Genomic DNA, 26,990 nt, shown 5'->3' on the forward strand with positions numbered 1-26,990 from the left:
GGTTCTCTTAAGGGGACAGCCCTATGTAGTTGTGGAACGAGAGTGTCTTACTGGGCGAACGATTCAGGATTGGCATTCAGTTCCCTAACATGCTTCTCAATCGTTTCCCAAGCCGCATCAAAGGTAATGGATCCCTTGGCGACGGCTTCGAAGTTGCCTTGGAACGAAGTCATCAAGGAGCGATTGGCTTCATCGGTCAACGTCTCGGAAGATGGGGTCCACGGTGTGCCGTTAGTGTCAATAATAGGTTCGATGGGGTAATCACCAATGGAAATCAGCTCCGGATAGGTTACAAATCCATACGCGATAGCGTCTTCCGTAATACGCTTCGCTGCTTCCTCACTCAGTAAGTAGGAAACAATAGCCCAAGCATCCTCGGCATATGAGCTGTCGGCATGAATGGAAAAGGCGTTCGTGTCCAGAAAAGGTGTCATTTGAGTATGGGACGGATCTCTAGGTAATTCTGCAATTGTCCAGTCCTCTGGCGATCGTTGCTCGCCGATCATTTGATAGACATAGGCCGCAGGCGCGATGTACATAGCCGTTTGCTGCGGATCCCGGTTCGGATTTGCTCCCGCGTTTTCGAACGCATCCTCCATGATGTCTTCGTACAGCTGCTCGAACAGTTGACGCCACTCAGGACCTGTAATTTGTAGCTGTCCGTCTTGGATTTGTTTCCAGCCCATAATATGTTCGGCGGTCCAAAAAAATGGCATCATCCATGGCTGATTCATCATATAGTACCCATTGACGTTAGCATCCTTCGCTTGCAGCGATGTGGCTACCGCGCGGAATTCCTCCCAGGTTAGCGGGCTATGCGGTTCCGGGACGCCAAGGTCACGGAACAGCTTTTGATTAATGAAAAGCATGTCGCGATTGAAAGTAGGCGAGAGCTGCAGCAGCTTCCCATCCTTGCGGATAGCGGAGTCCGCCAGAATGTGCTGAATTTCGTTCAGTACGATTCGGTCGCGATCGAGCAGCGGCGCTAGATCCATGACGGGGAAGTCTTGAATATACTCATTGGGTGTATAGTTCAAATACAGATCGACTTCTTCCTCTTCGATCATTTTGCCAATCTGCTCATTCCACCCAGCTACAGGTATTTTATTGGCATTCAGCTTGACCATAGGGTCGAAGATGTCATAACGGATATGTGGAAATTTCTCTTCCAGCATCGGTTTGTATCTCTCGATCAAATCGGTTTGCCCCATAATTTTGAGTGTAATGCTCTTCTGTTCTTGCTTCCCGATCCCCTTAGTCGTGCAGCCCTGCGATAGGAGCGTCACCATCAATAATACAGGTATCCAATAAGCTAGCTTTCTCATCTCTTGACCCCCACGTAGATGTGAAATTGATAAAAATGAACTATTATGATAGTTATCCGTGACATGTTGGATGGTAAAAGTGATAGTGATGCGAATATTCTATAAAATATGATCAAAAAAGGTCTATATAGAAAATATTTCATAATAAAAGTGTAATTGCTTCGCTACTATTCGTCAATGCTTTCCGAGTAAATCATGTTCAATCAAGGAAATAGTGTCATTCGCATGAAAAAACACGACACACCATTAGCATGTCGTGTAATCAGGCGTTCCAATTTCTTTGCTGAGCCCGCTCTTACAGGTTGGAATTTATTTGTTCCGCAGCCCTTACAATTTTAGGCCAGAAATTATCGATACTGACGTTTCCTGAAGCTAACTCCATAAATTCGTTATCGATAATTCTACTGATTTCTCCGACGCTATCTGAGAACTTTCCGGAATTTTCATTGACCCAGGTTCCTTGGCTATTCAACAAATGATCGATCGAGATGTCGCCTGTATTGTTGTATTCTGGGAACATGAAAAAACTTTGCGAAAGTCGGACTGCCAATTCTGGCGCCGCATCCTTGCTCATCAAATATTCAATGACCTGGGACGCTTCATCAATATGCGCACTTCTGCTGTCAATGGCGAATGGATCGTTCAAAAAATAAGGCGTGGTCAGTCCATTGCTCGGCACATAAGGCATAGGCGCGATGAGATATTGATCATTGAACTGAGCATTGTCCCTTTCTCGGTAAACATCGTTCAATAGTGCGACTTTCAGCGCAACGGTGTCGCCGTTATCCTCGCTCGTATGGGTTTGACGGATAACCCCGTTCAGGTTGTCCTCCGCAATTTGCATCGCGACAGCTTCCCATTCTGGTTGATCCAGAATAAGCCGGTCATTCTCATCGGTCATGGACAATCCATTCACTTTGCCAGCCCATTCAAGAATGGTGAACCAGTTGTAATATTTTAACTCATAACCGTATCTGCGCAGCGCGGAGTCAGAAGTTTGTTCGGCGATACTTCTGAATTCATCCCATGTCCACGTCGAGCCAGGTTCGGCCACATTTTTATCCTTGAGCATGCTGCGGTTAATGAAAATAACGGGCATCGAGAAGGTCGGAGAAAGCTGGGTGACCTTTCCATCACCGATGAATGCTTGATTGTACAACGTTTGTTGAATGTCGCTCAACTGACTTTGATCTTTTATCATGATAGGAGAAAGGTCGATTAACTCAATCTCATCTGTATAGTTATTTGGATTATAGCTGTAATAGAGATCCGGTTTTTCCTCCAAAATTAAGGAAACGATCTCTTCGTCTGTAGCGAGTGGTACCTTTGGAACAAGTGTTTTCAGCTTGATGTTAGGAAAGCGTTCTTCGATCAATCCTTTCAGCTCGTTATAGCCGTATCCGCTGGCGTATCTTGTGAAAATGGTCAATTCTACTTCTTTTTCTTTCTTGAACGAAATTTGCGAGCACCCTGACGTAACAATAGCTAGAATCAGCAGTAAAGGAATAAAACGCGATAATTTCAAGATGTAGATCCCCCTTGGTTATTTTTTGATCTTCTCCCTGATGTAGAAATATATGTATAACTCTATAGTAAAGATGGTTATTGCTGGAGTCAACTTACAGTAGTGTCATGCCAGATTGTGCATAGTGCCGGCGATTGGAGGGAAGCTAAAAATAGGATCTCAATCAAAGGGGAGGATATTCTTGAAAAGACTAGAGTTGCTTGTTGTGATCAGCCTATCCATCATGCTTGCTTACGCTGTACCGGTCTATGCAGCAAGTCCAGATCGGGAGCTTGACGGTACTTCAAGAGAAATTAGACAGATGGAGCTGCAATCGGAACGGGCAAAGGCGCTGCGCACTCCCGGTTACCAGGGGCGGGTGAACGTCAATGAATACAGTATGACCTCTGTCCCGCTTGCTAAAAAGGGACCGAATTGGAATTGGCTAGGCTTGCTGGGCTTACTCGGATTGACTGGCCTTAGACGGAGAAATCGCGAGAGAACATAGCGATCTCCAGATGAAAAAGGAACCTTGAGGCATGCGCTTTTTTGGCGTAAGCAGCCGTAAGGTTCCTTTTGTTCATCCGATGGAAACGGTAGTTATCCTTATTCTACGATTAAGGTACGAGGAGTGGTAGCCGCAATTAACGAAGATGAGAGCCAAGAGCCTAATGCCGCCGGAACGAGGCTTAAACATGCAGCTATGCCGATTCCTGTCCAATCCAGTGCCAGCGGCAAGTAGATCATGCCGTAGCCGCTCAGCAGTGATTCGATAGAGCTTGGAAGGATGAAGATTCCAATAATAACGCCGATGATCGCGCCAGCGAAGGCTATGCTTAGAATACCGCTCAATAGGGATAACCTTATGCGAGATGAGGTCATCCCGATCGTTTTGTAGATGCCGTATGTCTTGCTCTCCTTGCGGATGTGGATTTTGCAGGTGCTGTAAATAATGATGGCTGATACCGCTATAAACAGCAGCGCAATGAAACCCATCGGCAAGATTAGCAGTCCTGTCGCTTCTTTGGATACGGAATCCAGCAGCTGCTTTTGTGTGACAATCGTCACGGTAGACTGGAATCGCTTATTGTAATCAGCGGCGACGTCGTCTACTTGCTCGGGATCGAATACGTTGATGAATGCGTTGTCCGGCTTGAAGCTGGACGCCCCCTTGCCATCAAGGATCGCTTCCGACGAGATGCGCGCCGAATAAGACATATTGGAGATCGCCTGATAGATGCCGGATACGACAAAGGTTCGTTTTACCCCTTGGATATAGATCTCTGCGTGTTGGCCGATACCGACATCCAGTTCTTTGGCTACATTGACTCCAAGCGCAATTTCGTTGCGCAGCTGTGGGTTATGGCCCTTCAGAGTAGTGAGTCCTGTCTCTTCAAAGCTGCCCTCCAATACACTAATATTGATATTGATTGGATTGCCGGATACGACAACTCCGTTGATAGTAGAAAGCCAAGCGAATGATTGTATTCGGTTATCCTGCTCCAGAGCTTCGTCCAGTCCGTCCCGGGAGAAGGAGGCGGGATTGATGGCGATGGCAGCTATATGTGATGAATCGTATCCCCATTCACCGGCCCGCTGATCCATCGTTGCAACACTGTTAACCAGTATATAGCCGAAGGAAAGCGCTGCTGCCGACACGCATGAGATTATGAAAATAAGCCATGAGCCCTTTTGGTGATTCTGTATATTTTTCCACGCTGTTACTACAGAAGGAGAGAAGCGGTCGAGCCCAACCCAACCGGCCTGTCTTTTGCTGAAGCGGGCGTTGGAGTCCTCTGACATGCCATAGCGAATAGCCTGCGCAGGCATGATACGGCGGGACTTATTGGCCACGACATAGGTGCAGGCGATAACAAGTACAAACACAAGCATTCCGATGGATAGAATGGCGCCTCCTTGGAGTGCAGGAGCATTCTCCTGCTCCAGTCTCAAGTTGGACAAGGTTCCGTCCATAATATAGCTTGATATGAGACCGCTAAGGGCAAGTCCAGGGATGATAGCTATGATCGCCAGAAGCGCATATTGGATCATGAATACGGCCAGCGTTCGGTTGGACGTCATGCCCAATGACTTTATAATACCGATGGAGCGATATTGGGTCAGGATGGCGTCAGATACCGTAAATCCTATTGTAATCAAGGCAATAACCAGCATCGTCGCGCCAAGCGCAATCATCAAGTAGCCAATGAGCTTGTTCAAGATGAGATAAAAGGAAGACATCTCTTCATAAGTAAGCTTGGTTTCCATATAGGGGCTGCCCAGCCATGCTTCGAATTGCTCCCATAGCTCAGCTCGGTCATTCAAGGAGTCATATCGAATTCCCAGCATGTAGCTCTCCCCGATATCGCTGGAGAGGTAACGGCTGTAATCGGCCGGGTTCATCCAAATTCTAGAGCTTGTAGAGAACGGCGCTCCGTAGGGAAGATCGATAACAATTGCACTGACGGATAGCTCGAACACTCCGCCGCCGCTCTCGAATTGAAGCCGGTCGCCGACTTTTATGCCCTGTTTGTTCGCTAGGGATGAAGACAGCCAGATGTTGCCCGCAGAGGGCTGCTCCTTATTTTCGCCTTTCACAACTAATAGCTGATCGACCTCAAGGGTTATTTCAGGCGTATGCATCAGATAGACGAAGACGTTGGAGATGATGCTTCCGTCCTTGGACACCTTGCTTATCGTTTGATAGGGCAGCAGCGGCGTCGTGTCTACGCCCTCTTGCTTCGACCACCAATTCTGAATGTCGGCAGGAGAATGAATGCCTTGATCAAGCAATAACAGCTCATGCGAGCCATGTGTTCTGTCATGCATATCCAGGAAAGCGTTGTCTGTATTCGAGAGCAGGATAATCGAAGTCGACATCAGCAGCGTAGAAAGCATAATGAGAAGAATGGTTAGAATGTTTTGCAGTTTTTTTCGTTTGAGCTGGGCTAAGCCAAGCATATAGAGGGCCGTCATCCTGCTATTCCCCCGATACATAAGAGAAAATCAGATTTTCGCGATGGGCCATATCCGCAGGCTCATACTTGCCTAGCTCCAACAAACCGCCTATTTTGCCATCCCGGATGTAGACGAACCGATCAGCTCGGCATGCCGCCTTGATGTCATGAGTTACCATCACGATGGACTGTCCCTGACGATTCAGCTCTGTCAGCATATCCAGCACGGCGACGCCTTGGGCATAATTCAGGCTGCCCGTCGGCTCATCGGCGAACAGAAGCTCAGGTTCATTGATTAGCGCCCGTGCAATGGCTGCCCGTTGCTGTTGTCCGCCCGAGGTATGCGCTGGAAGACGTTTCTGCTGCTCTTCAATACCCATAGCTTTCAGCAAGGAAAGTGCCCTGCTTTTGACAACGGATTTCGCTTTCCCGGCTACATAACCCGGCAGAGCGACATTATCGATGAACGTAAGGTCGGGCACCAGATTAATGCTTTGGTAGATATAGCCGATATGCAGGGCTCTGAATTTGGCCAGTTGCTTCTCGTTGTATTGATCAATACGTTCTCCTTTGAAGCACACTTCTCCCGCCGTCACCTGGTCGAGTCCACTCAGCAGATAGAGCAGAGTGGACTTGCCTGATCCTGAGTTGCCCATAATAACGGTAAAGTCTCCTTCATAGATGTCAATGTCCAGATTGCGAATGGCATGATAGCTCTCCTTGCCTGTCGTATACGTCTTACATAAATGGGATGCTTGTATGATTGCTTGCTTGGTCAACGATTAACCCTCCTAAGTGGTGATAAAGTCAGTATAGAGAGCAAACGTGAATATCCCCTTATCAAATTATGAATAAATCCTTACAGAACCGGAATGGTGAAGGTGAAGCGTGTGCCTTCCCCTTTGACACTGCGGAAGGAGATCGTACCGTTGTGCGCCTCCACAATATGTTTGCAAATTGATAGACCGAGACCAGAGCCCTGGGTCGGATGTACGGATACAACTCCATTGGACTGGCCTTGATAATAGCGTTCGAAGACGAAAGGCATATCTGCCGGAGAGATGCCCTCGCCCGTATCCGTGATCGTGACAATCAAATCATCCGACGTATGTTCAATATTGATCATAATGGCATCACTGGATGTCGTGTGCTTCAGTGCGTTCATGACCAGATTGCCAACCACTTGCTCCAGCCGCTGAGGGTCTGCTGCGATGAGCACATCCGGAATCGTATCGGGCTCCTGGAATGTTATTCCGATAGAGCGTGCATAATGGGCCATCGGCTTTATGATGTCTTCCAGTAATACACGGCTATATTGCTCGGTTCGATGAACGGAAATTTGCCCTAGATCTTGAAGCGCGTGCAGTAATAAGTCTTCGGTTAATCGCGACATTTTGTCCGTATTCGTCTTCATGACTTCAATATAAGACATAATCGACTCTATGTCTGGACACACGCCTGCCTGAATGGCTTCAATATAGGCTTTCACAGTAGCCAGCGGTGTTTTGAGATCATGTGAGATGTTCGTAATGAGCTCTTTCCGAGAGCGATCCTGCTCCATTCTTTTTGTATTCAGATGTTTAATTTCCGCTCTCATTTGATCAAAAACCGCATAAAGCTCCCCGATCTCATCCAGCCTGTCATGTTCTGCCCTTTGTCCGTAATTGCCCTTCAAGATTTGCTCGGAATGTTCTCTAAGCCTCAGCAGCGGCTTCATCAGATGATTACGGGTTTTCCAGGCGATAAGAATGAGCAAACCAGCCAGCGCAAGGACGATAACAACTGGAGGGATGCCAGCGAGCCAAGAAGGAGCGGGGATGGCGGAGGTTAAGGAGTGACGGGACATCGTAAAGATGGCATTGCCGATCTGACTATTCTCTCGTTCACCCACGATAGGATACGCCATGGTGTACCGATCGGATGTCTCATGGCTTAGAAGCCGATCGTATTGCAGCAAGATGCGCGGATTGTACGAAGAGCGCGCCTTGCCCGAGGAATCGAACCATACGGTACCGTCCAGTGCAAGGACGAGCACCTCTACTTCTTTGCTTTGGCCCAGCTTTCTAAGCGACTCATCATGGTTGCCGGATGCCAGCTCATGCGTGTGACGTTCCAAATATAGCAGTATTTCGTTCACTTTCACCCTGGCAGCTTGCGCAAGTGCATCCTGCTCCCGGTTCAGGGATTGCTTGTTGCCCGATAGCATTGAAAAAATCATTGCTCCTAGCAGCAGCAAGCATAAGAGGGAGGCAGCCAGCCACTTCGTCGTCCACTGATTCATCTCATTCTGACTCCTCTATCCCGAATCTTAATGATCATGGGTTTCATTAAATTTGTACCCTACGCCCCAGACGGTTTTGAGCAGCCTCGGTGAGGAAGGGTCCTTCTCCAGCTTTTCTCTTAATCTGCGTATGTACACCGTCACCGTATTTTCATCGCCGTAAGCGTCATATCCCCATACGGCATCCAGCAGCTGTTTTTTGGAAAACACTTGATTGCGATTCTTGATGAGGTGATAGAGCAGCTCGAACTCCTTGGCGGACAAGGCCACTTCTTGCTCATGCAGCATGGTGCGGTAAGATTTGCGGTCAATCGTTATCGGACCAGCTTGGAGGGCGCTGCTGGCGGTCTGCTTCGGCGGTATGCTGTCGTATCTTCGGAAGTGCGCCTGAATACGGGCAACCAATTCACTCAGCGAGAAGGGCTTGGTCATATAATCGTCCGCTCCAAAGCCAAGTCCTAATACCTTGTCCGTATTGCTGTCCCGAGCGCTCAGTATAAGAATGGGCACCTGACTGTTCTCACGTATTCGGCGGCAAAGCTCAATACCGTCAATATCAGGCAGCATAATGTCGAGAACGACGTAATCATAAGAGGACTTGGCCAGCATGAGCATCCCGTCAACGCCATTGTCTGCCGTGTCGGCGGCAAAGCCTTGCTTGACCAGATAGTCCTTTAGCACGCGAGAAATATCTTGCTCGTCCTCGATAATTAATATCGCTTTAGCCGGATTCACGGGTAAAAACCCCCATATTCGTTGTATATTTTCTAATCGAGTATATCCCGATACCAATAGATCGACAAGCAAAAGGGGAGACATAATCGGATTAGCAGAGCATGAATGCTGAATGAGTGATGCGAGGAAACTTTAATCGTAAAGCACTAAAAAAGTTCCCTATTTACAATCCTAATGTCTTAGTGTACTATTCAGATATAACACTAATACGCTAATACAAAGAGAATACATTGGGGAGTGGAGGAAACACATGAATACGGTGAAAAACACGCAAGGACAAGGGACGGCCGTTCTTCAGCTAAACGGAGTTACGAAGCGGATCGGCAGTAAGACGTTGGTTAACGGCTTGTCTTTCGAGGTTACGAAGGGTGAGATAGTCGGACTGCTCGGACCTAACGGAGCCGGTAAGACCACGACTATCCGCATGATTGTAGGTTTGATCAGCATGTCAGAGGGAGACGTTCATATTGGCGGACATAGCGTCCGTACCGATTTTGAGCGTGCGATCAAGCATGTGGGCGGTATTATCGAGAATCCGGAGTTTTATCCCTATATGACTGGCATGGACAATTTGAAACAATACGCCAGAATGTCAGAGGGCGTGACGGAAGCCCGCATTCACGAAGTAACGAAGCTGGTAGGTCTGCAGAATGCATTAGACAAGAGAGTCAAAGCGTATTCGCTCGGCATGCGGCAGCGTCTCGGCATCGCACAGGCGCTTCTGCACCGGCCATCGGTACTTATTCTGGATGAGCCAACGAATGGACTTGATCCCGCTGGTATTCGCGAGATGCGCGATTACATGAAAAGCATAGCTCAGAAGGAAGGAATCGCCATTCTCGTCTCCAGTCATTTGCTCTCCGAGATGGAGCTCATGTGCAGCAGGGTTGTTGTTATTCAAGAGGGCAAGCTGGTTACGGTAAGGTCGATCGGAGGCGTGCAGGAGCAGGACAGCACACTTGTCAGTCTTGCGCTGCAAGTATCGGATACGGAACTTGCGAGACGCGTACTGAAGGGGCTACAAGTGGAGAGCTTGCAAGGAATTGAAGAGGCGGGAGCAGATCGGATTACGCTGTCGCTCCGTCATGAGGATACACCGGGGATTGTAGCTGCGCTGACCGCTGGCGGCGTCGGAATCTATCGAATTGAAGAGCAGAAAGCGACACTTGAAGATGAATTCCTGAAATGGACGGAGGGGAACCGAATTGCGTAATTTTGGAGCATTGCTAACGAATGAATGGATTAAGCTGTATAAGAAAAAATCGTTTTATGTGTACTTTGCCCTAATGGCGATCTTTATTGGAATTTGCGGATTTTTTACTCACCGATACCCGATGGAAGGGCTGAATAGCGCGCTCGACTTTGTTGCGGTATACGGCTCGATGATGGGTGCTGGACAAATCTTGCCAATGATTGCTATCATTGCAATTGCCAACGTTGTACCGTCCGAGTTCCGTATGGGTACAATCAAGCTGCTGCTCATTCGTGCGCAGAGCCGTTCGAAAATATTGGCATCCAAGTATGCCGTAACTCTGTTGTTCTCCCTCGTACTGATCGTTGCTATGCTGGCGATGGCATTTATTGCAGGCATCATCGTATTTGGCTTCGGAGGAGGAGACGCAAAGACATGGTCCCTCATTGGCGAAAACACCTTATATATGGTGGTGTATACGGTCGCCTTCGTTACATTAACTTTCATGGTCGGGGTAGTGACTAAATCGAGCGGCGCAACGGTCGGTATCGCTATGTTCTGCATCATGGCGGGCGGGATATTGTCGATGCTGGTGAACCGGTACGCTTTCATCAAATACACGCTGTTCCCGAACGTGGATCTGTCCGTCTATATGAACGGCGGAACGATGCCGCAAGGCATGACGCTTCCGTTCTCGGTATCGGTCATAGCCGTCTATATTGTAGTGTTCTTGCTTGCAAGTTTCTTCATCTTTAGAAAACGCGATGTGTCCTAGTATTATGAGTCAGGGCATCGTAAAAGGAGCATGGCCCATTGTGACTATCGAGTTCGATAATAATGCCCCCATCTACATCCAGATCATGGATTACATCAAGAAGCAGATCGTCATCGGAAAGATGGGTCCCGGGGACAAGATTGAATCCGTGCGGGACCTGGCTGCCGAATTGCAGATTAACCCCAATACGATTCAGCGCACCTTCCAGGAGCTTGAGCGGGAAGGCATCGTAGAAACGAAGCGCGGCCTTGGCCGCTACGTAACGGATGAGGAGTCGACAATCATGCAAATGAAAAAAGAAATGGCATCGGAGCTGCTGGGCCGTTTCGTCAGCGGGATGAGAGAATTAGGCTTTGTGGAGGGCGATATTGTTGCGCTCGTAGAAGGCGCCGTGCATTCGGATAAGATAGATAAGGAGGAAGCGTAAGATGGATCCAGTATTAGAGATGCAAGCCGTAGGCAAACGATATGGTTCCAAGTCGGCTCTTGAGAATATCTCATTCAAAGCAGAAGCCGGCCGCATTATCGGTCTGCTGGGCAGCAACGGGAGCGGCAAGACGACAATTATGAACATCGCTTCCGGTATTGTGTCTCCGAATTCCGGCCAAGCGCGGATATGCGGTGAGCCTGTCGGAGTACAGTCCAAAGCGATGACTTCGTTTATGCCGGATAAACCGCTCACGGAATCCTGGATGCGTATCCGCGACGCTATTGCTTTCTATCATGATTTCTATGCCGACTTCGATATGGTCAAGGCGCAAGATATGATTGCCTTCATGGGGCTTCAAGGACGCGACAAAATAACGTCGTTGTCCAAGGGGATGAACGAGCGGCTTCAGCTGACGCTAGCCCTCTCCCGCAACGCCAAGCTGTATCTGCTTGACGAGCCGATCGGCGGCGTAGATCCCGTCGCACGGGAGAAAATTCTGGATGCTATCCTCCAATATTACAATGAGAATAGTTGCCTGATCATCTCGACGCATCTTGTCACAGATATAGAGAGAATTTTTGATGAAGTCATCTTCGTCAAAAACGGACAGCTTGCCCTGCATGAAGAAGTGGACCAATTACGGATGACGCATGGCAAGAGCGTCGTTGACCTGTTTAAAGAGGTGTATGCGCAATGATCAAGCTGCTGAAATACGATTGGAAGCGGAATGCCACTACGACGTTGGCGGGACTTCTCATTTTGCTGGTAGCGCAACTTATCATCACCACGATAGGGTGGAGAAACGGATGGAATCCGCAAGCAGTCATTGTCATCGCATTCATGTTGTTTCTCTTTAGCGGTTTCCTCATTTTCCTAGTGGCCTGCCAGACGTTCCATGCGAACATGAAAGCCTATAGCCGACGGTTGCTACCGCTCCCGACGATTTATACGATCGTTTCTCCACTCGTACTGATGTTCGGATTAACTTTTGCATTGTTTTTGCTATGCGCGGCATATGATGCGGTGTTCTCACTCTTGTATGACAAAATATCGTTATTGCAGGCGGTAACAGAAATTTTGACGGTTGGGGAAGCAGCGACCATCATTGGCATGGGATTATGGGGTTCATTATTTACGACGCTGATTATTTTCTTCAGCATAGCGTTCTCCCGAATTGTGGAGGGCAGGGGAGGAACGTTCCTCGGTATTGCGGTATGTATTGCCATATTTAGTCTTATTCCTTGGATTGAAGACCTTTTTGTAATGAGAAGCGGTGCTGACTCTCTCTCGTACGGCATGATCCATCTCATTAAATCGGATTCCGGCGATGGAACTGCGTCCTTGACATTCGGCAGCTTTAACTCGTTGGAATGGGTCGCGCTGGCATTTGAGATCGGGGTAGCCATTAGTCTGATTTATGGTACTATCTATCTGATTGAGCGTAGAATCAAACTATAGTTGGATAACGGGATAGCATTGTCCACTTCCTTGGGCTATAATACAAGCTGAAAATGAATATATGTCAAGGGAGAGGGACAGCTTGAACGATACAATCATAATGAGCGGAACGGAACATGACCGTTATTACGCATTTACCTTTGATGACGGGCCTGGCCGTCTTCCCATCAGCATATGGCTGGATGCGCTCGAGGCAGAGGGAGCGGTAGGGACGTTTTTCTTCACAGGCGAGTGGATGGATCGTTACCCGGAGAGGGCAAAAGAAATCATCCGGCGCGGACATGCGCTGGCACCGCACTCCTACTATCATCGCCGTATGGCGCAAATTCCGAAGCATGTATTTATGGAGGAATTGAAAGCGGTTGAATTGGCTTATCAAGAGGCTACAGGCTTGCCATGTCCCGCTTATATGCGGTTCCCATACAGTAGCTATAATGATGAGCGCTTGCTATGGTTGGATGAAGCAGGGTATGTGGATGTGGAAGGGGTGGAATCATTCGATTGGTCTGGTATTTCTGCACAGGCTATTGCGGATGTCCTTATCCCCGAATTGAAAAGTGGAATGATCGCTGTTTTGCACAGCAATGACATTGCGATCGGCTCACCGGATGCAATCAAGTTGGTTAGCGATGTCGCAAAGGAACAGGAATTGGTTGCCGTCAGTGTTCCGACCATAATGGAATCGTTGGGTAGAAAGCCTTCATATAGAAGCTGGAAGATTATTGTGGATATACCAAAGGAACTGGATTTTCCATCGAAGGATTGGTACCCGGTTGAATCTCAGCTACCGGAGATGGCTGCGCAGATTGTGAAATGGGGCGTTGAGCGTCACGTGAACAGCGCTTCTACGGCTGCAGAATGGCAGGAGCAATTGGAGCAGCCTCTTCCGTCCCGTGGATCGAGGGAGTGGTTCGGCGTACGTGAATTTGAAGGGTCGTATTGGGGTTATGCTCGGGCCTATGAAACTGGAGATACACTCATTATTCACGAACATGGCGCCAAAGAAGCGCAAGCGGATACACTTGTCTACATGATGAGATGGGCCATAGAACAAGCGCAGGCAGCGGGACTGAAGCAAATCGAGGTTCGCCATGATATCCGCAGAATGCTGCAGATGTGCAAACAGCTGGACTGGAAGGCTGAGCTAGTCTCCGAGAGATTGGGCGAATTGTAAAAAAACAAGCTCCGCAACTCCCATGGTACGCATAGGATAGAGATAAGGACCGATGCGAACCTGGGAGGAGCGAGGGTATGAACAGACGGACGATCCGAATCATTTCACTCGTCTTGTATGTAATATTCGTCTTGGTAATGACATCAAGCATCATTACGAATTGGGAACGTTAATGAATAAGCAAGCGCAAATAGCCGCATGTGATCTGACCGCTTGGTCGGACGCATGCGGCTTATTTTTAATGCGGCAAAGGCAGCTGGCTGCCCTTTAGCTTTCGGTAATCTTTTGGCGTCAGGCCACGGCTTTCCCGGAATACGCGCGAGAATGTTTTATAGGAACCATAGCCTACTTCCATGGCAATCTCGGTCACGCTCATATCGGTGGAGGCGAGCAGACCGCATGCGTGCCGGATTCGAAGATCACGTAGAAAATGAACAAAGGTTTGACCCGTAGTTTCCTTAATCAACTCGCTGATTCGGGACATGCTCATAGAGAACTGCTGAGCCAGATCGGATAGAGCAAGATCATCTTGATAATGTTTGTGGATATGATGAATGATAGGCCATAGGGAAGCCCCCTTTCTAGAAGAAGAGGTCTCGGCGATGTCAGGCTGAGAGCGCGTCCGCGCTCGATCGAACAACACGAGTATTTCTTTCAGCCGCAATTGAAGCATAGTCTGCCGCCACGGCTGATTGCCTTGATATTCGCGGAACATGTCCTCGATCAGCCCCTTCATACGATCATTCTCCGTGCCGCTCAGCTGCACATAAGGAACATCGCCCCCCAGATCGATCATCGTATGCAGCCCTTCGCCCGTTCCGGGCTCCATCAGAAGCTCCATGCTGAAGTTGCAATTATAGAGCTGAAGCGGACTTCCCTCCGTCGTAAATATTTCATGGACTTGATAGGGAAGCACAAAGGTGAAGGTGCCGGGAGACATGGGATGCTTCTTCTCGTTAATCGCTTCGGAGCCAATGCCGTCAATGACGTAAGAGAACTCCAGAAAGTCGTGCCGGTGAGGCCGGAAGCCTCTGGGCAGCGTGTTCAGACTAATGTGAAGAGGGCTTGACGTATTCATGTTGGGATAAGTTTTGAAGTAATCGGGAAAGTACGTCATAGAAAGGTCGGAGCCTCCGAAAAAATGAGATATATTTCGAAAAAACAAGCACGCTTTTTTGCTACATTTATTTTAACATAAAGGATGTAAACGATTATCAATAGTTCGTACACAACATTCATTCGGGAGGCTACTTAAGAATGGGAATCGATCATAAAATCAGAATTGGCATTATCGGAGCAGGCAATATTGGCGGCGTTCACGCTGCGGAATTTGCGAAGCTGGCGGATCAATGCGAAATTACAGCGATTACAGATGCTTATTTGCCGCTGGCACAAGCCAAAGCTGATCAATACGGTATTGGCGCTGTTGCTGCAACACCAGAAGAGCTCATCACCCGTGACGATGTAGACGCTGTCATTATCGGTGTGCCGAACCAGCATCATGCTCCTTTGGCTATTCAGGCGCTGAAGGCAGGCAAGCATGTGCTCCTGGAGAAGCCGATGGGCATTAATAGCGATGCGGCTCGCGAAATATTGAAAGCGAGCAAGGAATCCGATCGGATCGTAATGGTTGGCCATCAGATGAGATGGGAATCAGTGCCTATGGCGATCAAGGAGCAGGTTGAACGCGGTGAGCTTGGCAAAATCTATACGGCCAAAACAGGCTGGTTCCGTCGCAAAGGCATTCCAGGCTGGGGCACATGGTTTACACGCATGGATCAATCTGGCGGCGGTCCGCTTATCGATATTGGCGTTCATATGCTTGATCTGGCTCTATATCTGATGGGCAATCCGAAACCAGTATCGGTGTACGGCGCAACTTATGCCGAATTCGGACCGAATCGCAAAGGCATCGGCAATTGGGGAACACCGGATTGGAACGGTGTTTACGACGTTGAAGATCTCGCAACTGCTTTGATCAAGATGGAAGACGGCAGCACGTTGTCGCTTGAAGTAAGCTGGGCGGTTCATATGGATACCGACAATACGCCATTCATCCACTTGATGGGTTCTGAGGGCGGCGCAAGCTACAAGGGCGGAACAGGCAAGCTGCTTACGGAGAAGTTCGATCGTCCGCTGGAGACGCTGTTGTCGAAGCCTGAGAATGATGAGGGCGAGAGAGCGCGCCTGAGCAAGCATTTCCTGGCATGCATCCGTGAAGGCAAACAGCCGATCACATCGGCGCTTACCGGATTTACGAACAATCTGATTCTGGATGCAATCTACGAATCATCCCGCACGGGACATGAGGTCATTCTGAACTGGGATCTTGATCAATAGAGAGCAGGATAAGGGAGGACAGCGATATGCTGAGAGGATTGTCGAAAGCAGGATTGGGCGCACTTGAGAGCCAGCGCGAACTGATCGAACTGGCTGGACGCTACGGATTTCAATCTGTCGAGCTGGACCCGCTAGCGTTAGTGGAGGAGTATGGGCGAGAGGAAGCGCAGCGGCTTCTAAGTGACCATCATGTCGTGCTTGCTTCCTTCGGCTTGCCGGTGGAATGGCGTGCGACGGAGGAGAAGTTTCTGGAGGACCTTGAGAAGCTGACCACATATGCCGCCGCGGCCCAAGCGCTTGGTTGTGCCAGCTGCTGCACCTATGTTCTGCCATCAACAGACGAGAAGGCTGCTCACTTCATGGCGGTAGCGACTCGCCGCTTGCGCGAATGCGCTGTGCTGCTCGCCGAATATGGCATCTCGCTTGGCCTTGAATTTGTAGGGCCTCATCATCTTCGCACCAGATGGGCTAATCCGTTCATCTGGACGCTGAATGAGACGCTGGACTGGATTGATGCGATTGGTGAGCCTAACGTCGGCTTGCTGCTTGATTCCTATCATTGGTATACGACTGGTCTTGACGCGTCTGACATAGAGGCATTGCTTCGATCCCAGATTGTTCATGTTCATTTGAACGACGCGCCGTCCGTTCCGGTCGAAGAGGCGCTTGATAATGGCCGCTTATTTCCCGGAGAAGGAGTCATCGACCTGAATTCTTTCCTTAGGGCGCTGGAGCACATCGGGTATGACGGCTCTGTTACCCAAGAAATCCTTTCTTCCTCGCCGCCGACTGGAACGCCGGAGGAACTGGCGAAGCGATCCAAGGATGGCTTCGATAACGTATTTGCGGCAGCTGGTCTGAATGCGTAAATAACAAGCCGAGTGAAATCAGCTTCCCTTCATGAATTAACATACGAAATTGGAAATGCCCCAAGATGGTTAACATCTTGGGGCATTTCCAATTTCGTGGCATAAGGGACCCGCATATAACAAATAATGAAACGGAAGGAAGCTTAGCGGCCCGATAGCTGTGAACAACAGACTAGAAATAAGGGAACCCGCGGGCGGTAAAGGAGGAAGCTCATTTGGCGCCGAAAAAACCGAATGAAGAACGATATAAAAAAATGGCGATGTCTCCAAAGGAATACCAGGCGTATGCCAAAGATAAGGAACCGCCCAGATCGATTTTGGGCAATTGCCTGAAGGCTTTTCTGATCGGCGGGTTCATATGCGTAATTGGTCAAGTGATCACAGAGCTGTTCGTTCATTTAATGGACATGTCGCGGGAAGATGCCAGCAATCCCACCGTTGCCGTGTTGATCTTCATCTCTGTTGTTTTGACTAGCCTCGGTGTCTATGACAAGTTGGCCCAGTTCGCGGGCGCGGGATCGGCCGTGCCGGTCACAGGTTTCGCCAATTCGATGTGCTCGGCCGCTCTGGAGCATCGCAGCGAAGGGCTTGTGCTGGGCGTAGGCGGCAATATGTTCAAGCTGGCCGGTTCGGTTATTGTTTTCGGCACAGTAGCTGCGTTTTTTGTTGGCATCGTTCATTTGATACTGGGCACCGGGGGGCAATAATATGCTTCGAGGCAAACAAACCTGGTGGTTTGAGAGTAAGCCAGTCATTATCGGTACTGCGACTGTAGTGGGACCGGATGAAGGTGATGGCCCGCTGGCCGCTGATTTCGATCTGGTGCACCAGGAGCTGGACATGCAGCAGAAGAGCTGGGAGAAGGCGGAGCGACTGCTGCTTGAGCAAGCTTCGGAATTTGCGCTGCAGAACGCCAAGCTGGAGCGGAACCAGCTCGACTTCTACATCGGCGGAGACCTTATGAATCAGATTATAAGCAATAGTTTTGCCGCAAGATCGCTTGGCGTTCCGTATCTCGGTGTGTTCGGAGCATGCTCTACATCGATGGAGTCGCTTGCGCTTGCATCCCAGCTTATAGATAGTGGAGCTGCGACACATGTGATGGCTGGCACTTGCAGTCATAACTGTACAGCGGAGAAGCAATTCCGTTACCCGACCGAATACGGTTCACAGAAGCCTCCCACCGCGCAATATACCGTTACGGGTGCCGGGGCTGCCGTCGTTGCCGCGTCGGGAGAAGGGCCTGTGGTCGAATGCGCTACGATTGGCAAGATTGTGGATTTGGGCATCACGGACCCGTTCAATATGGGGGCAGCAATGGCTCCCGCAGCAGTGGATACGATCCAGACGCATTTCAACGATACCGGACGATCTCCCAGCGACTACGATCTTATCGTAACGGGGGATCTGGCTGGAGTCGGACATCCCATTGCGAAGGATTTGCTGATGCAGAATGGCGTGCCCATGGATCATACACTTTTCCAGGATTGCGGGCTTATGGTCTATGACGTACAGAAGCAGAAGGTTCAAGCGGGCGGAAGCGGCTGCGCTTGCTCTGCCGTCGTCACTTATGGTCACCTGATGAAACGCATTCAGAAGGGAGAGCTTAAGCGAATTCTCGTCGTCGCAACAGGAGCTCTCTTGTCTCCTCTGTCGTTCCAGCAAGGCGAGAGCATACCCGGCATTGCTCATGCGGTATCCATTGCTGCAGGAAAGGAGCTGTAACGATGATTTTTCTATGGGCATTCCTTGTTGGCGGTGCAATATGCGTGCTTGGTCAGCTGATGTTCGACGTGGTGAAGCTGACGCCCGCTCATACCATGGCTACACTTGTCGTGATCGGGGCCATTGTTGACGGATTGGATCTATATGAGCCGCTGATCAAATTTGCAGGCGCCGGTGCTACTGTCCCCATCACAAGCTTTGGCAACGCGCTTGTACACGGCGCTTTGACGGAGCTGAACAAGTCTGGATGGATCGGTGTCATCTCCGGTATATTCAAAGTAACGAGCGCGGGCATATCGGCTGCGATTATCTTCTCGTTTCTTGCCGCTTTAATTGTTCGGCCTAAGGGCTGAATAAGTTCTTCCCTATACGAACACAGAACAACCTGTTGAGTACGCTCAACAGGTTGTTGTCGTTCCATGGATCTACAGGAATTATTCAATTATTTTGAAATGTTGGGCAACCTTTCCGGAAAGTTTTCGTCTAGTGATTGGAGGTGTTGTCATGAATTTCTTCTTCAAAAGCAGACTGATCGTGCTTGCGCTGCTTGGGACTCTCGTCCTTGGGGCTTGCACTAGCGAGGAGACCATAGTTCACCCCCAAGAAAGTCCGGCGCTTCAGACTGAGCAGACGTCTGTTCAACTGTCAACAACGCCTGAAGTTGAGAAGAATAGGGACGAGTATTCTGCAAAAGTAGAAATAATGACCGCATTGCAACAAGACGGAAGCTTGAAATTAAGCATGGATTTAGGCGGCAGCTTTTATCTGTATGATGTGAAATCATCAATTGAAATGTCGGATCAGATTTATCAGTACTTGCATGGCTCCAGTAGTTACTTGACCGGTACGCTAGTCTCCATTGACCCTCAGGGCGGTTCGGCGGAGTTGATCTCTACTCAAACGGTCGCTGGCTCAGGCTATCCAGGTTTTAGTTTCTTTCTGCACAACTCTGGTATCCTTGGCAAACTGGATGAGACTAGCTTTCTTTTCCTTGATCCTGAGGTTACGGACGAAGGGGTAAAGGTTCATCTCTCCGCATTCCATACGGATACTGGAGAGCTTGAACGACTGCACTCCGATATTTGGCGGGGGATGGAACAATCTGACACCATTTATCAGCATCAATGGAACGAAAAGACGAGCATGCTGTTTCTTCAAAGTTTCGAAGGTACGATATGGCTGTTTGATCTGACTCTTGGGGAGTACAAGCGATTAGACAATAAATTCAGGGTCATTCCTCATTCCACAACGGGGTATCCGTCCTTGTTCGTGTCACCGGCTATGGACCGCTTTGCCTTCGACGACGAAAGCGGGGTCTTAACCTTTTACGATATGAATGGTGAGGCTAAGGGGAAATACCTTTTGAAGGAAGGGCGGTATGTCCCAAGCGAGAAGGTGAAATGGAATCCCTCGGGTACTATTGCTTGGATAGAGATGGCTGTTGCTGATGATTCTCGTACGAAGGCAGTAGATATAGATTACTTGTCTATTGCCGCAGAGCGGATCGATTTTCTGGATAAGAACGGCAAGGTTATTCGAACGCTACATGCTCCAAAGGATAGAAGCATTGAAATCATAGGATGGCTGGAGAACGGGGCGGCTGTCGTGAAGGAGTATGAGTTCCGGGCAAGCGAAGAGGAAAGAGAGACAAATATACGCTATTACAGCTATGCAGTGTCTAACGGCCGTAAGTCTGCCGCTTCAGCTAACAAATCGACTGGCCTTATGTCTTTTCCTGAGAATCGATATGATTATGAGTTGAAGGAGAATGCGATTTATTATAGGCTCAAGTCATGAGGCTGCTGAGTCGGGATAAGGACGTTCCTTTTGTATTTGGAACGGGCTAATACATAGGCACAAGGCACAGCCGTTCTTGAATTGGAGGATTCTGTGGGATTCTCCAATATTTTTTGTAGCGCCATAATTTGTGCTTCATCAATGCGTTACTGTAAAATGATACTATTATCTCAGAACTATATTTCCGGGAGGTTATGTCATGGATATCCGCACGGCAGACATGGAATTATGCACATCGATTCTCCGAAACTTAGATACTTGTATCCTGGGAAAACATGAAGAAATTGAAAGATTGCTTATCGCGGTTATGGCTGGCGGGCATGTGCTGCTCGAGGACGTGCCGGGAACAGGCAAAACGCAGCTTGTCAAAGCTTTGGCAAAGTCAATCGGAGGCCAATTCAGGCGCATTCAATGTAATCCCGATTTGCTTCCGACCGATATAACAGGCGTCTCCATTTATCATCCGAAGCAGGAGAGTTTTTTGTTTCGTCCAGGGCCTGTCATGGCCAATATTTTGCTGGCGGACGAGATTAATAGAGCGACGACCAAGACGCAATCCGCACTGCTTGAAGCGATGGAGGAAGGACATGTCACTGTGGATGGCGATACGTACGAGCTGCCCCAGCCTTTTATCCTGCTAGCGACGCAAAATCCAATTGAGTTCGAGGGCACCTATACGCTGCCGGAAGCGCAGCTTGACCGGTTCATGATGAAGTTGTCGCTAGGCTATCCAAGTGCCGAGGATGAGCGGCGGATGATTACGTCGAGCTCCGGCGATCATCCTTCCGATCGAGTCCAGCCTGTGCTGGACATCGCTGACATGATCAACATTCAGCGGCAAGTAGCTCAAGTTCATGTCGATGATGCTGTCGGCAATTATATCGTTGATCTTGTTAGAGGAACTCGCGAGCATGCGAGCATCTTGCTCGGCGCGAGCCCAAGGGCCGCAATCGCGCTGACCAAAGCTGCCAAGGCGCATGCCTTCCTTCGCCAGCGTGATTATGTGACGCCGGATGATGTGAAGACGCTTGCTTTGTATGTTCTCTCCCATCGGTTATTGCTTCGAACGGAGGCGCGGATGAACGGACTGCGCGGGGAGGATTTGGTCAACCAGGTCGTTCAATCGACGAAAGTGCCGGTTCGGCTAGAGCGATAATACGATGAGGGGTTATGCGACGAAAGCTCAACAATATCGCTGGCAGTTAGTCGCCTTCGTCTATGGCTGCAGCTTGTTTTATCTTCTGTTCCAAGGCGGAAAGACGGCATTAATGCTATTTATCATTTTGAACTTGCTGCTCCTTTATCTGCTATTGGGTAGATGGAGCGGCATTAATAAAGTTGCGGGCGCTAGATCATATTCCGGCCACAGTGCGCTTAATCATAGCGCCATTATGGCGGGAGAAGCGCTGGATGTGAATTTGAATGTAAAAATACCGGGTTTCTTTCCGTTGCCTTACGTCATAGTAAGAGATGGTCTGCTTCGTCATAACGGTCAGTCGCTCAGCTTCGAGACCTCCTTCGTGCCTAACTGGAAGCGCAGTGGCGAAGTAACTTACCGCACCCCTCCGTTGCAGCGGGGCAACTATACATTCAAGGATACGGAATGTCTGTCCTATGATGTATTCGGCTTGTTCGAGCATACTGGACAATTCCGTTCGGATGCCGTATTTACCGTGCTGCCGCAGACCGTTCCACTCCGTCAGTGGAACGGATTCCGCCAGGGCATTCGCGGTCCATATTCGCATGCAACGGCGTCCCGATCTGCGAAGGAGACGACGCAGATCAATGGTGTTCGCGAATATCATCATGGCGACAGATTGTCACGTGTTCATTGGAATGCGACGGCCAAGACGGGACAATGGAAGTCGAAGGCATTTGAGAGGGAGTCACTGCCGCGAACGCTGTTAATATTAGACCGATATCTAACGCCCCAAGACGGACTGATCACAGAGCGTTTCGAACTGGCTGTCTCGGTAGCGGCATCCTTTATGGAGCATGGCTTCAGAGATGATACAGCAATGGGATTGCTATCCGTTGGCGAAGAGGTTACGCTGATGCCGCCGAAGTCAGGGGCGGATCAGCGGAATATGGTATTGAAGCACTTGACATCGGTCGATGCAGACGCTGCTCATCCGTTGTACGCTTCCTTGCAGCAAGCTCAATCCGCAGTAGAGCCCGGATGCTTCGCGATTGTGATCTCCTCGGAGACCGGAGAACAGGTCATTCAAAGTATGGAATGGTTGTCTCGCAAAGGCGTAACGCCATGTCTCATCCATGTTGGATCACCCTTGAATCGAATTAGCGGGAATGTGACATGGCGACGCATACTGGAGAGCCGGGGCTGGCTGGTCTACGATATCAAGCGTCTGCAAGATCTGCCTGCAGTGCTCGAAGGGAGCGGGATCGCATGAAGAAGCTGACGTTTTGGATTACTTCTTATTTGAAGCTTCGATGGTATGAGCGTTTCGTATCCCTGTTCGTTGCGGCTATTCTCATGAGCTCTCTATCCATCTTCGAAAATTACTGGTGGCCGGAATCGTTCAAGATTGCCTATTTTACGCTCGGATTTACCGCGCTAGTCGATATTCTTCTTCCATTAAAAGGACGGCTCATCCGATTACTGCTTCAATTCATAGCTGTCGTGTTCATTACGTTCCGATTCGCGAGGATGGAATGGTCGGTTGCGCCATCGACGAATACCGGAGAATGGGGCTGGTGGCTCCAGGAAACGCTGGCAGGGCTGCATCCATTTCTATGGATCGGTTTATCCCTGCTCGTCATTCACTCACTGTTCACGACATGGACGGTGACCAGGCAGAGAATGTTCGGGTTCACCGGTGCGAGCATTCTTGTCTTGACAGTCGCGGATTCCTTTACTCCGATCTGGCTCTGGGATAATGTTGCTGTTGTTGTATTTATAGCCTTGGCCTGGCTTGTCTTGAATCATTTGGACAGGCTACAGCGGACTCATCCTGAAAGTTTGAAAGAGCTTATGGAATATCCAATTCGGGTCTTTACTCCCGCTGTCATCGTATTGTCGGTGTTGCTGGTAATTGCTCTTAACGTGCCTTCCATCGCTCCTATGCTGCAGGATCCCTACACGATATGGAAGAAAGCACGAGGGGAAGATGTTCAGGTATTTCTGGGGGAGAAAGCTCTGACAAGAGAGGATTATGCGGCTCAGGCAGGCAACTCCAGCTCCGGCTACAGCCGGAACGACGATGTATTGGGAGGCGGCTTCGATTACGACTTCTCGCCGATGATGACGGTATCTACGTCACAGCGAAGCTACTGGCGTGGAGAGACCCTGGGACAGTATACCGGCCAAGGCTGGAAAAATGCCATTATGGTTGACGGTGAACGGGTATTGCCGGAATTGCCATTCTTCGACGAAAGCGGAAGAGAACGGGCGCAATTCGCAGAGGTGCGTCAGGTCGTAACGATGGAGCGTGACGATGCGTATCCGGTTCTATTCGGCGCGGCCCCCATATCAACCGTACATTGGATCAACGACGAATCTTCCGCTGTTATGGCAAATGCGATGAAATGGTCGCCTTATCATTGGGAGCTGAGGTGGAACACATCATTGACGTACCCCAAGTCGTATTCAATCACCTCTTCCGTAGTTACGCTGGATGAAGGGGGACTTCGTACCGCAGAGTCGATACTGCCAAGCAATGACTTGAATGAATATTATTTGAGCTTGCCAGCGTCGTTGCCCGATCGGGTAAGGGAACTTGCCCAGGAAGTAACAGCGGATGGAAAAAACGATTATGATCGCGCCAAGGCGATCGAAACGCATTTGAGACAAAATTATATCTACAATAATAAGCCGGACTTGTCCAAGCTCTCGGGCAGCAGCGCCGACTTCGTCGATGGGTTTCTGTTCGAGCTTCAGGAAGGCTATTGCGATTACTTCTCGACCGCGATGGCCGTCATGGCTCGCAGCATTGGGTTGCCAAGCCGATGGGTGAAGGGCTTTACGCCAGGCGTTCTGCCAGTGGAGCGTTACGGTCCTCCAGGTGAAATGATGGATGGCGAGAGATACAATCCTACCGGAGCAGGCATGTATACCGTCCGGAATTCGGATGCGCATTCTTGGGTAGAAATTTATTTCGAAGGATTCGGCTGGATACCGTTCGAGCCGACGTCCGGCTTCCGGTTCCCTTACTTGTCGCCGGCAGGCGAGGAGATGGAGCCGGTCTTGCCTGATGAAAAAGTGTCGGAAACGCCAGAAGTTGCGTCGAATATATCCAGCGGGCTAAGCCGTGTATGGGGGCTTGCGAGTCTGATTGTACTGGTGGTGGCTGCTGCTGCATGGCTGATTGTGAAACGCCGTGAGATGGCGAAAGCCTGGTTCAGAATCAGGCACGGCAGTCTGAGTCCGAATGAACAAATTGTTATGGAAGCCAACCGCTTGATTCGCTTCTGTAAGAAGAGAGGCATGAAGCGGGAGGAGCATGAGACTTTGAGAGAGGCAATAGCGGGATGGTCTCAGAGTCAGAAACGGCTGCAGGAAGACTTCCGTACCGTACTTGACGGTTTTGAGAAGGCGAAGTATGGAGCTTCCGGCGCGACGAAGGAAGAAGTCGAACGGTATACGAACAAGGTTCGGTACTTGATTGGCGAATTGAAGTAGAATGATCTTGATTCCTGTTCGCTCTGAATGCCGTCTGTCAGCTTCGCTGGCGGGCGGTATTTCTTTGCAACAAATTCCGATTATATGGTATAGTTTCGTAAGATAGCAGGCAGAAAGCAGAGGGATATCGGTTATGTTCGAGAGATTATTGCCGAATATGCGAGTGCATTCGGTGTACGATATTGATTTGGATGAACTGCGCGCCAGAGGGGTGCGCGGCATCATTACGGATTTGGACAATACACTGGTCGGGGCCAAGGAGCCGCTTGCCACGCCTGAACTTCTTGTGTGGCTGGATAAGGTGCAGGAGGCAGGCTTCAAGGTTGTCATCGTGTCCAATAACAATCAGACACGGGTGGGCCAATTTGCAGCGCCGCTTGATATTCCGTTTATTCACGCAGCTAGAAAGCCGACACAAGGCGCATTCCGCAAGGCGCTGGCTATGTTGGGACTCCAAGCGGAGCAGACGGTTATGGTTGGCGATCAGATGATGACCGACGTGCTCGGCGGCAATCGCATGGGATTATTCACGATTCTTGTTGCGCCTATATCGCCCGCTGATGAGGGTGTTATGACAAAGGTAAACAGAGGGCTTGAACGTTTTGCGCTTGCACGATTGAGAAAGCGCGGCTTATGGTATGAGGAGGGAACGAAGTAATGGAAGGGCAGCTTAGAGAAATTACTGAACATTCTTGTGCAGGTTGCGGCGTGCGCCTGCAATCCGGCAATCCGGAAGAAGCGGGATACATTCCGGAGACTACGATCGCGAAGGAGCCTGTCATTTGTCAGCGCTGCTTCCGCATCCGTCATTACAATGAAGCCTCATCTGTGGCTATCGATCAGGATGATTTTCTGCGCCTGCTGGGCGGCATTGGTTCGACAGACAGCCTGGTCGTTCATATCGTCGATTTGTACGATTTCGAAGGCAGCTTAATATCGGGCTTGCAGCGGTTTGTGGGCAATAATCCGGTGCTGCTTGTCGTGAACAAAATTGACTTGCTGCCAAAAGGCATGAATGTGAACCGTCTGCGGAACTGGGTTCAGAAGCAGGCGAAGGCGCAAGGCCTGCGGACCATCGATGTTGTGCTATGCAGTGCGAAGCGCAACATGGGATTCGAGCATATTATCGAATCGCTTGACCGCCACCGCAACGGCCGAGATGTCTATGTGGTAGGTGCGACCAACGTCGGCAAGTCGACGCTGATCAATCGATTGATCCGCGACTATAGCGATATGGAGCGCGAGCTGACGACATCCCGTTATCCGGGAACGACGCTTGACGCGGTTCATATTCCATTGGAGGACGGCAAGGCCATTATTGATACGCCCGGCATCGTCTATGCAAGCCGTATGACGGAAGTTGTACCGCGCAGCTTCCTGGGGACACTTATGCCAGACAAGCCGATCAAGCCGCTTGTCTATCAATTGAACGAGCAGCAGACGCTGTTTATCGGCAGTCTTGTTCGGTTCGACTTCGTAGAAGGCGAGCGCCAATCCTTCACTTTATACTTGTCCAATGCGCTCAATGTGCATCGCACGAAGCTGGAGCGGGCCGATGATTTGTACAACAATCATAAGGGTGAGCTGCTGGGCACGCCTACGACGGCAGAGTTGGAGACGATTCCGGAGTGGAGAAGGCATTCGCTCAAGATCAGGCAGGGGGAGCGGCAGGATATTTTCATCTCCGGCCTGGGCTGGATTCAAGCGAATGGCACGCAAGGCGCTTTGGTTGATGTGTATGCGCCCAAAGGCGTCAAGGTTCTGCTTCGCGATTCCATGATTTAATGCG

At 49.7% G+C, this 26,990-nt stretch carries 26 protein-coding genes; 19 read left to right on the forward strand and 7 right to left on the reverse strand.

Going from position 1 to position 26,990, the window contains the following annotated elements:
* Positions 1-47: 47 nt before the first annotated feature.
* A complete protein-coding gene (locus DX130_RS03350; RefSeq protein ID WP_116042821.1) occupies positions 48-1,325 on the reverse strand; it encodes an ABC transporter substrate-binding protein in 1,278 nt (425 codons plus the stop codon).
* Between the two features lie 295 nt (positions 1,326-1,620).
* Positions 1,621-2,850 (reverse strand): ABC transporter substrate-binding protein, encoded by a 1,230-nt coding sequence (locus tag DX130_RS03355; protein WP_116042823.1) that lies wholly within the window; start codon positions 2,848-2,850, stop codon positions 1,621-1,623.
* Positions 2,851-3,031: 181 nt separating this feature from the next.
* On the opposite strand from DX130_RS03355, the gene DX130_RS03360 reads away from it, so the two are divergent.
* Complete coding sequence (locus tag DX130_RS03360) at positions 3,032-3,337, forward strand: pilus assembly FimT family protein (RefSeq protein ID WP_116042824.1); 306 nt, start codon at positions 3,032-3,034, stop codon at positions 3,335-3,337.
* Between the two features lie 98 nt (positions 3,338-3,435).
* Here the strand turns inward: DX130_RS03360 and DX130_RS03365 are convergent, their stop codons facing one another.
* The 4 genes from DX130_RS03365 to DX130_RS03380 all read right to left on the reverse strand — a co-directional run bounded on the left by DX130_RS03365 (position 3,436) and on the right by DX130_RS03380 (position 8,802).
* Positions 3,436-5,805 carry an ABC transporter permease gene (locus DX130_RS03365; protein ID WP_165861138.1) on the reverse strand — a complete coding sequence of 790 codons (2,370 nt, stop codon included), beginning with the start codon at positions 5,803-5,805 and terminating at the stop codon, positions 3,436-3,438.
* 4 nt (positions 5,806-5,809) lie between these two features.
* On the reverse strand, positions 5,810-6,565 hold the full coding sequence (locus DX130_RS03370; protein WP_116042827.1) for an ABC transporter ATP-binding protein: 756 nt from the start codon (positions 6,563-6,565) through the stop codon (positions 5,810-5,812).
* A gap of 80 nt (positions 6,566-6,645) precedes the next feature.
* Complete coding sequence (locus tag DX130_RS03375; RefSeq protein WP_116042828.1) at positions 6,646-8,067, reverse strand: sensor histidine kinase; 1,422 nt, start codon at positions 8,065-8,067, stop codon at positions 6,646-6,648.
* 27 nt (positions 8,068-8,094) lie between these two features.
* On the reverse strand, positions 8,095-8,802 hold the full coding sequence (locus DX130_RS03380) for a response regulator transcription factor (protein WP_116042830.1): 708 nt from the start codon (positions 8,800-8,802) through the stop codon (positions 8,095-8,097).
* 250 nt (positions 8,803-9,052) lie between these two features.
* On the opposite strand from DX130_RS03380, the gene DX130_RS03385 reads away from it, so the two are divergent.
* The 7 genes from DX130_RS03385 (at position 9,053) to DX130_RS26330 (ending at position 14,102) form a co-directional block, all read left to right on the forward strand.
* Positions 9,053-10,015, forward strand: coding sequence for an ABC transporter ATP-binding protein (locus DX130_RS03385; RefSeq protein WP_116042832.1), 963 nt, complete (start codon positions 9,053-9,055; stop codon positions 10,013-10,015).
* Entirely contained in the window at positions 10,008-10,769 is a 762-nt protein-coding gene (locus DX130_RS03390; RefSeq protein ID WP_116042833.1) for an ABC transporter permease, read from the forward strand. The genes DX130_RS03385 and DX130_RS03390 overlap by 8 nt, the downstream gene beginning before the upstream one ends.
* Positions 10,770-10,809: 40 nt before the next feature.
* A complete protein-coding gene (locus DX130_RS03395) occupies positions 10,810-11,196 on the forward strand; it encodes a GntR family transcriptional regulator (protein ID WP_116042835.1) in 387 nt (128 codons plus the stop codon).
* Position 11,197: 1 nt separating this feature from the next.
* The gene (locus tag DX130_RS03400; protein WP_116042837.1) at positions 11,198-11,896 is read left to right on the forward strand and encodes an ABC transporter ATP-binding protein; all 699 of its coding nucleotides are present in this window, start codon (positions 11,198-11,200) and stop codon (positions 11,894-11,896) included.
* Positions 11,893-12,657 carry a hypothetical protein gene (locus DX130_RS03405; protein ID WP_116042839.1) on the forward strand — a complete coding sequence of 255 codons (765 nt, stop codon included), beginning with the start codon at positions 11,893-11,895 and terminating at the stop codon, positions 12,655-12,657. The genes DX130_RS03400 and DX130_RS03405 overlap by 4 nt, the downstream gene beginning before the upstream one ends.
* A gap of 82 nt (positions 12,658-12,739) precedes the next feature.
* Complete coding sequence (locus tag DX130_RS03410) at positions 12,740-13,831, forward strand: polysaccharide deacetylase family protein (protein ID WP_165861139.1); 1,092 nt, start codon at positions 12,740-12,742, stop codon at positions 13,829-13,831.
* Between the two features lie 52 nt (positions 13,832-13,883).
* Positions 13,884-14,102 (forward strand): hypothetical protein, encoded by a 219-nt coding sequence (locus tag DX130_RS26330; protein WP_165861140.1) that lies wholly within the window; start codon positions 13,884-13,886, stop codon positions 14,100-14,102.
* On the opposite strand, the gene DX130_RS03415 is transcribed toward DX130_RS26330, so the two are convergent.
* On the reverse strand, positions 14,070-14,948 hold the full coding sequence (locus DX130_RS03415) for an AraC family transcriptional regulator (RefSeq protein WP_116042843.1): 879 nt from the start codon (positions 14,946-14,948) through the stop codon (positions 14,070-14,072). The two genes, DX130_RS26330 and DX130_RS03415, sit on opposite strands and share 33 nt — an antisense overlap.
* A 140-nt stretch (positions 14,949-15,088) precedes the next feature.
* On the opposite strand from DX130_RS03415, the gene DX130_RS03420 reads away from it, so the two are divergent.
* From DX130_RS03420 to yqeH, 11 genes are all read left to right on the forward strand, one after another.
* Complete coding sequence (locus tag DX130_RS03420; protein ID WP_116042845.1) at positions 15,089-16,171, forward strand: Gfo/Idh/MocA family protein; 1,083 nt, start codon at positions 15,089-15,091, stop codon at positions 16,169-16,171.
* 26 nt (positions 16,172-16,197) lie between these two features.
* A complete protein-coding gene (locus tag DX130_RS03425; RefSeq protein ID WP_116042847.1) occupies positions 16,198-17,040 on the forward strand; it encodes a sugar phosphate isomerase/epimerase family protein in 843 nt (280 codons plus the stop codon).
* 254 nt (positions 17,041-17,294) lie between these two features.
* Positions 17,295-17,747, forward strand: coding sequence for a stage V sporulation protein AC (gene spoVAC, locus DX130_RS03430; RefSeq protein WP_116045705.1), 453 nt, complete (start codon positions 17,295-17,297; stop codon positions 17,745-17,747).
* 1 nt (position 17,748) lies between these two features.
* Positions 17,749-18,765 (forward strand): stage V sporulation protein AD, encoded by a 1,017-nt coding sequence (gene spoVAD, locus DX130_RS03435; protein ID WP_116042849.1) that lies wholly within the window; start codon positions 17,749-17,751, stop codon positions 18,763-18,765.
* Between the two features lie 2 nt (positions 18,766-18,767).
* The gene (gene spoVAE / locus DX130_RS03440) at positions 18,768-19,118 is read left to right on the forward strand and encodes a stage V sporulation protein AE (protein WP_116042851.1); all 351 of its coding nucleotides are present in this window, start codon (positions 18,768-18,770) and stop codon (positions 19,116-19,118) included.
* Positions 19,119-19,269: 151 nt separating this feature from the next.
* On the forward strand, positions 19,270-20,562 hold the full coding sequence (locus tag DX130_RS03445) for a hypothetical protein (protein ID WP_116042853.1): 1,293 nt from the start codon (positions 19,270-19,272) through the stop codon (positions 20,560-20,562).
* 199 nt (positions 20,563-20,761) lie between these two features.
* Positions 20,762-21,718 carry an AAA family ATPase gene (locus tag DX130_RS03450; protein WP_116042854.1) on the forward strand — a complete coding sequence of 319 codons (957 nt, stop codon included), beginning with the start codon at positions 20,762-20,764 and terminating at the stop codon, positions 21,716-21,718.
* 4 nt (positions 21,719-21,722) lie between these two features.
* Positions 21,723-22,973: a DUF58 domain-containing protein gene (locus DX130_RS03455; RefSeq protein ID WP_116042856.1), complete on the forward strand. Its 1,251-nt coding sequence runs from the start codon at positions 21,723-21,725 to the stop codon at positions 22,971-22,973.
* Positions 22,970-25,201, forward strand: coding sequence for a transglutaminase TgpA family protein (locus DX130_RS03460; RefSeq protein WP_165861141.1), 2,232 nt, complete (start codon positions 22,970-22,972; stop codon positions 25,199-25,201). The genes DX130_RS03455 and DX130_RS03460 overlap by 4 nt, the downstream gene beginning before the upstream one ends.
* A 133-nt stretch (positions 25,202-25,334) precedes the next feature.
* Positions 25,335-25,859 carry a YqeG family HAD IIIA-type phosphatase gene (locus DX130_RS03465; protein ID WP_116042860.1) on the forward strand — a complete coding sequence of 175 codons (525 nt, stop codon included), beginning with the start codon at positions 25,335-25,337 and terminating at the stop codon, positions 25,857-25,859.
* Positions 25,859-26,986, forward strand: coding sequence for a ribosome biogenesis GTPase YqeH (yqeH, locus tag DX130_RS03470; RefSeq protein ID WP_116042861.1), 1,128 nt, complete (start codon positions 25,859-25,861; stop codon positions 26,984-26,986). Before DX130_RS03465 ends, yqeH begins: the two co-directional genes overlap by 1 nt.
* Positions 26,987-26,990 lie beyond the last annotated feature (4 nt).

This window comes from Paenibacillus paeoniae, from assembly GCF_003388735.1.
In the GTDB taxonomy this organism is placed as follows: Bacteria; Bacillota; Bacilli; order Paenibacillales; family Paenibacillaceae; genus Pristimantibacillus; species Pristimantibacillus paeoniae.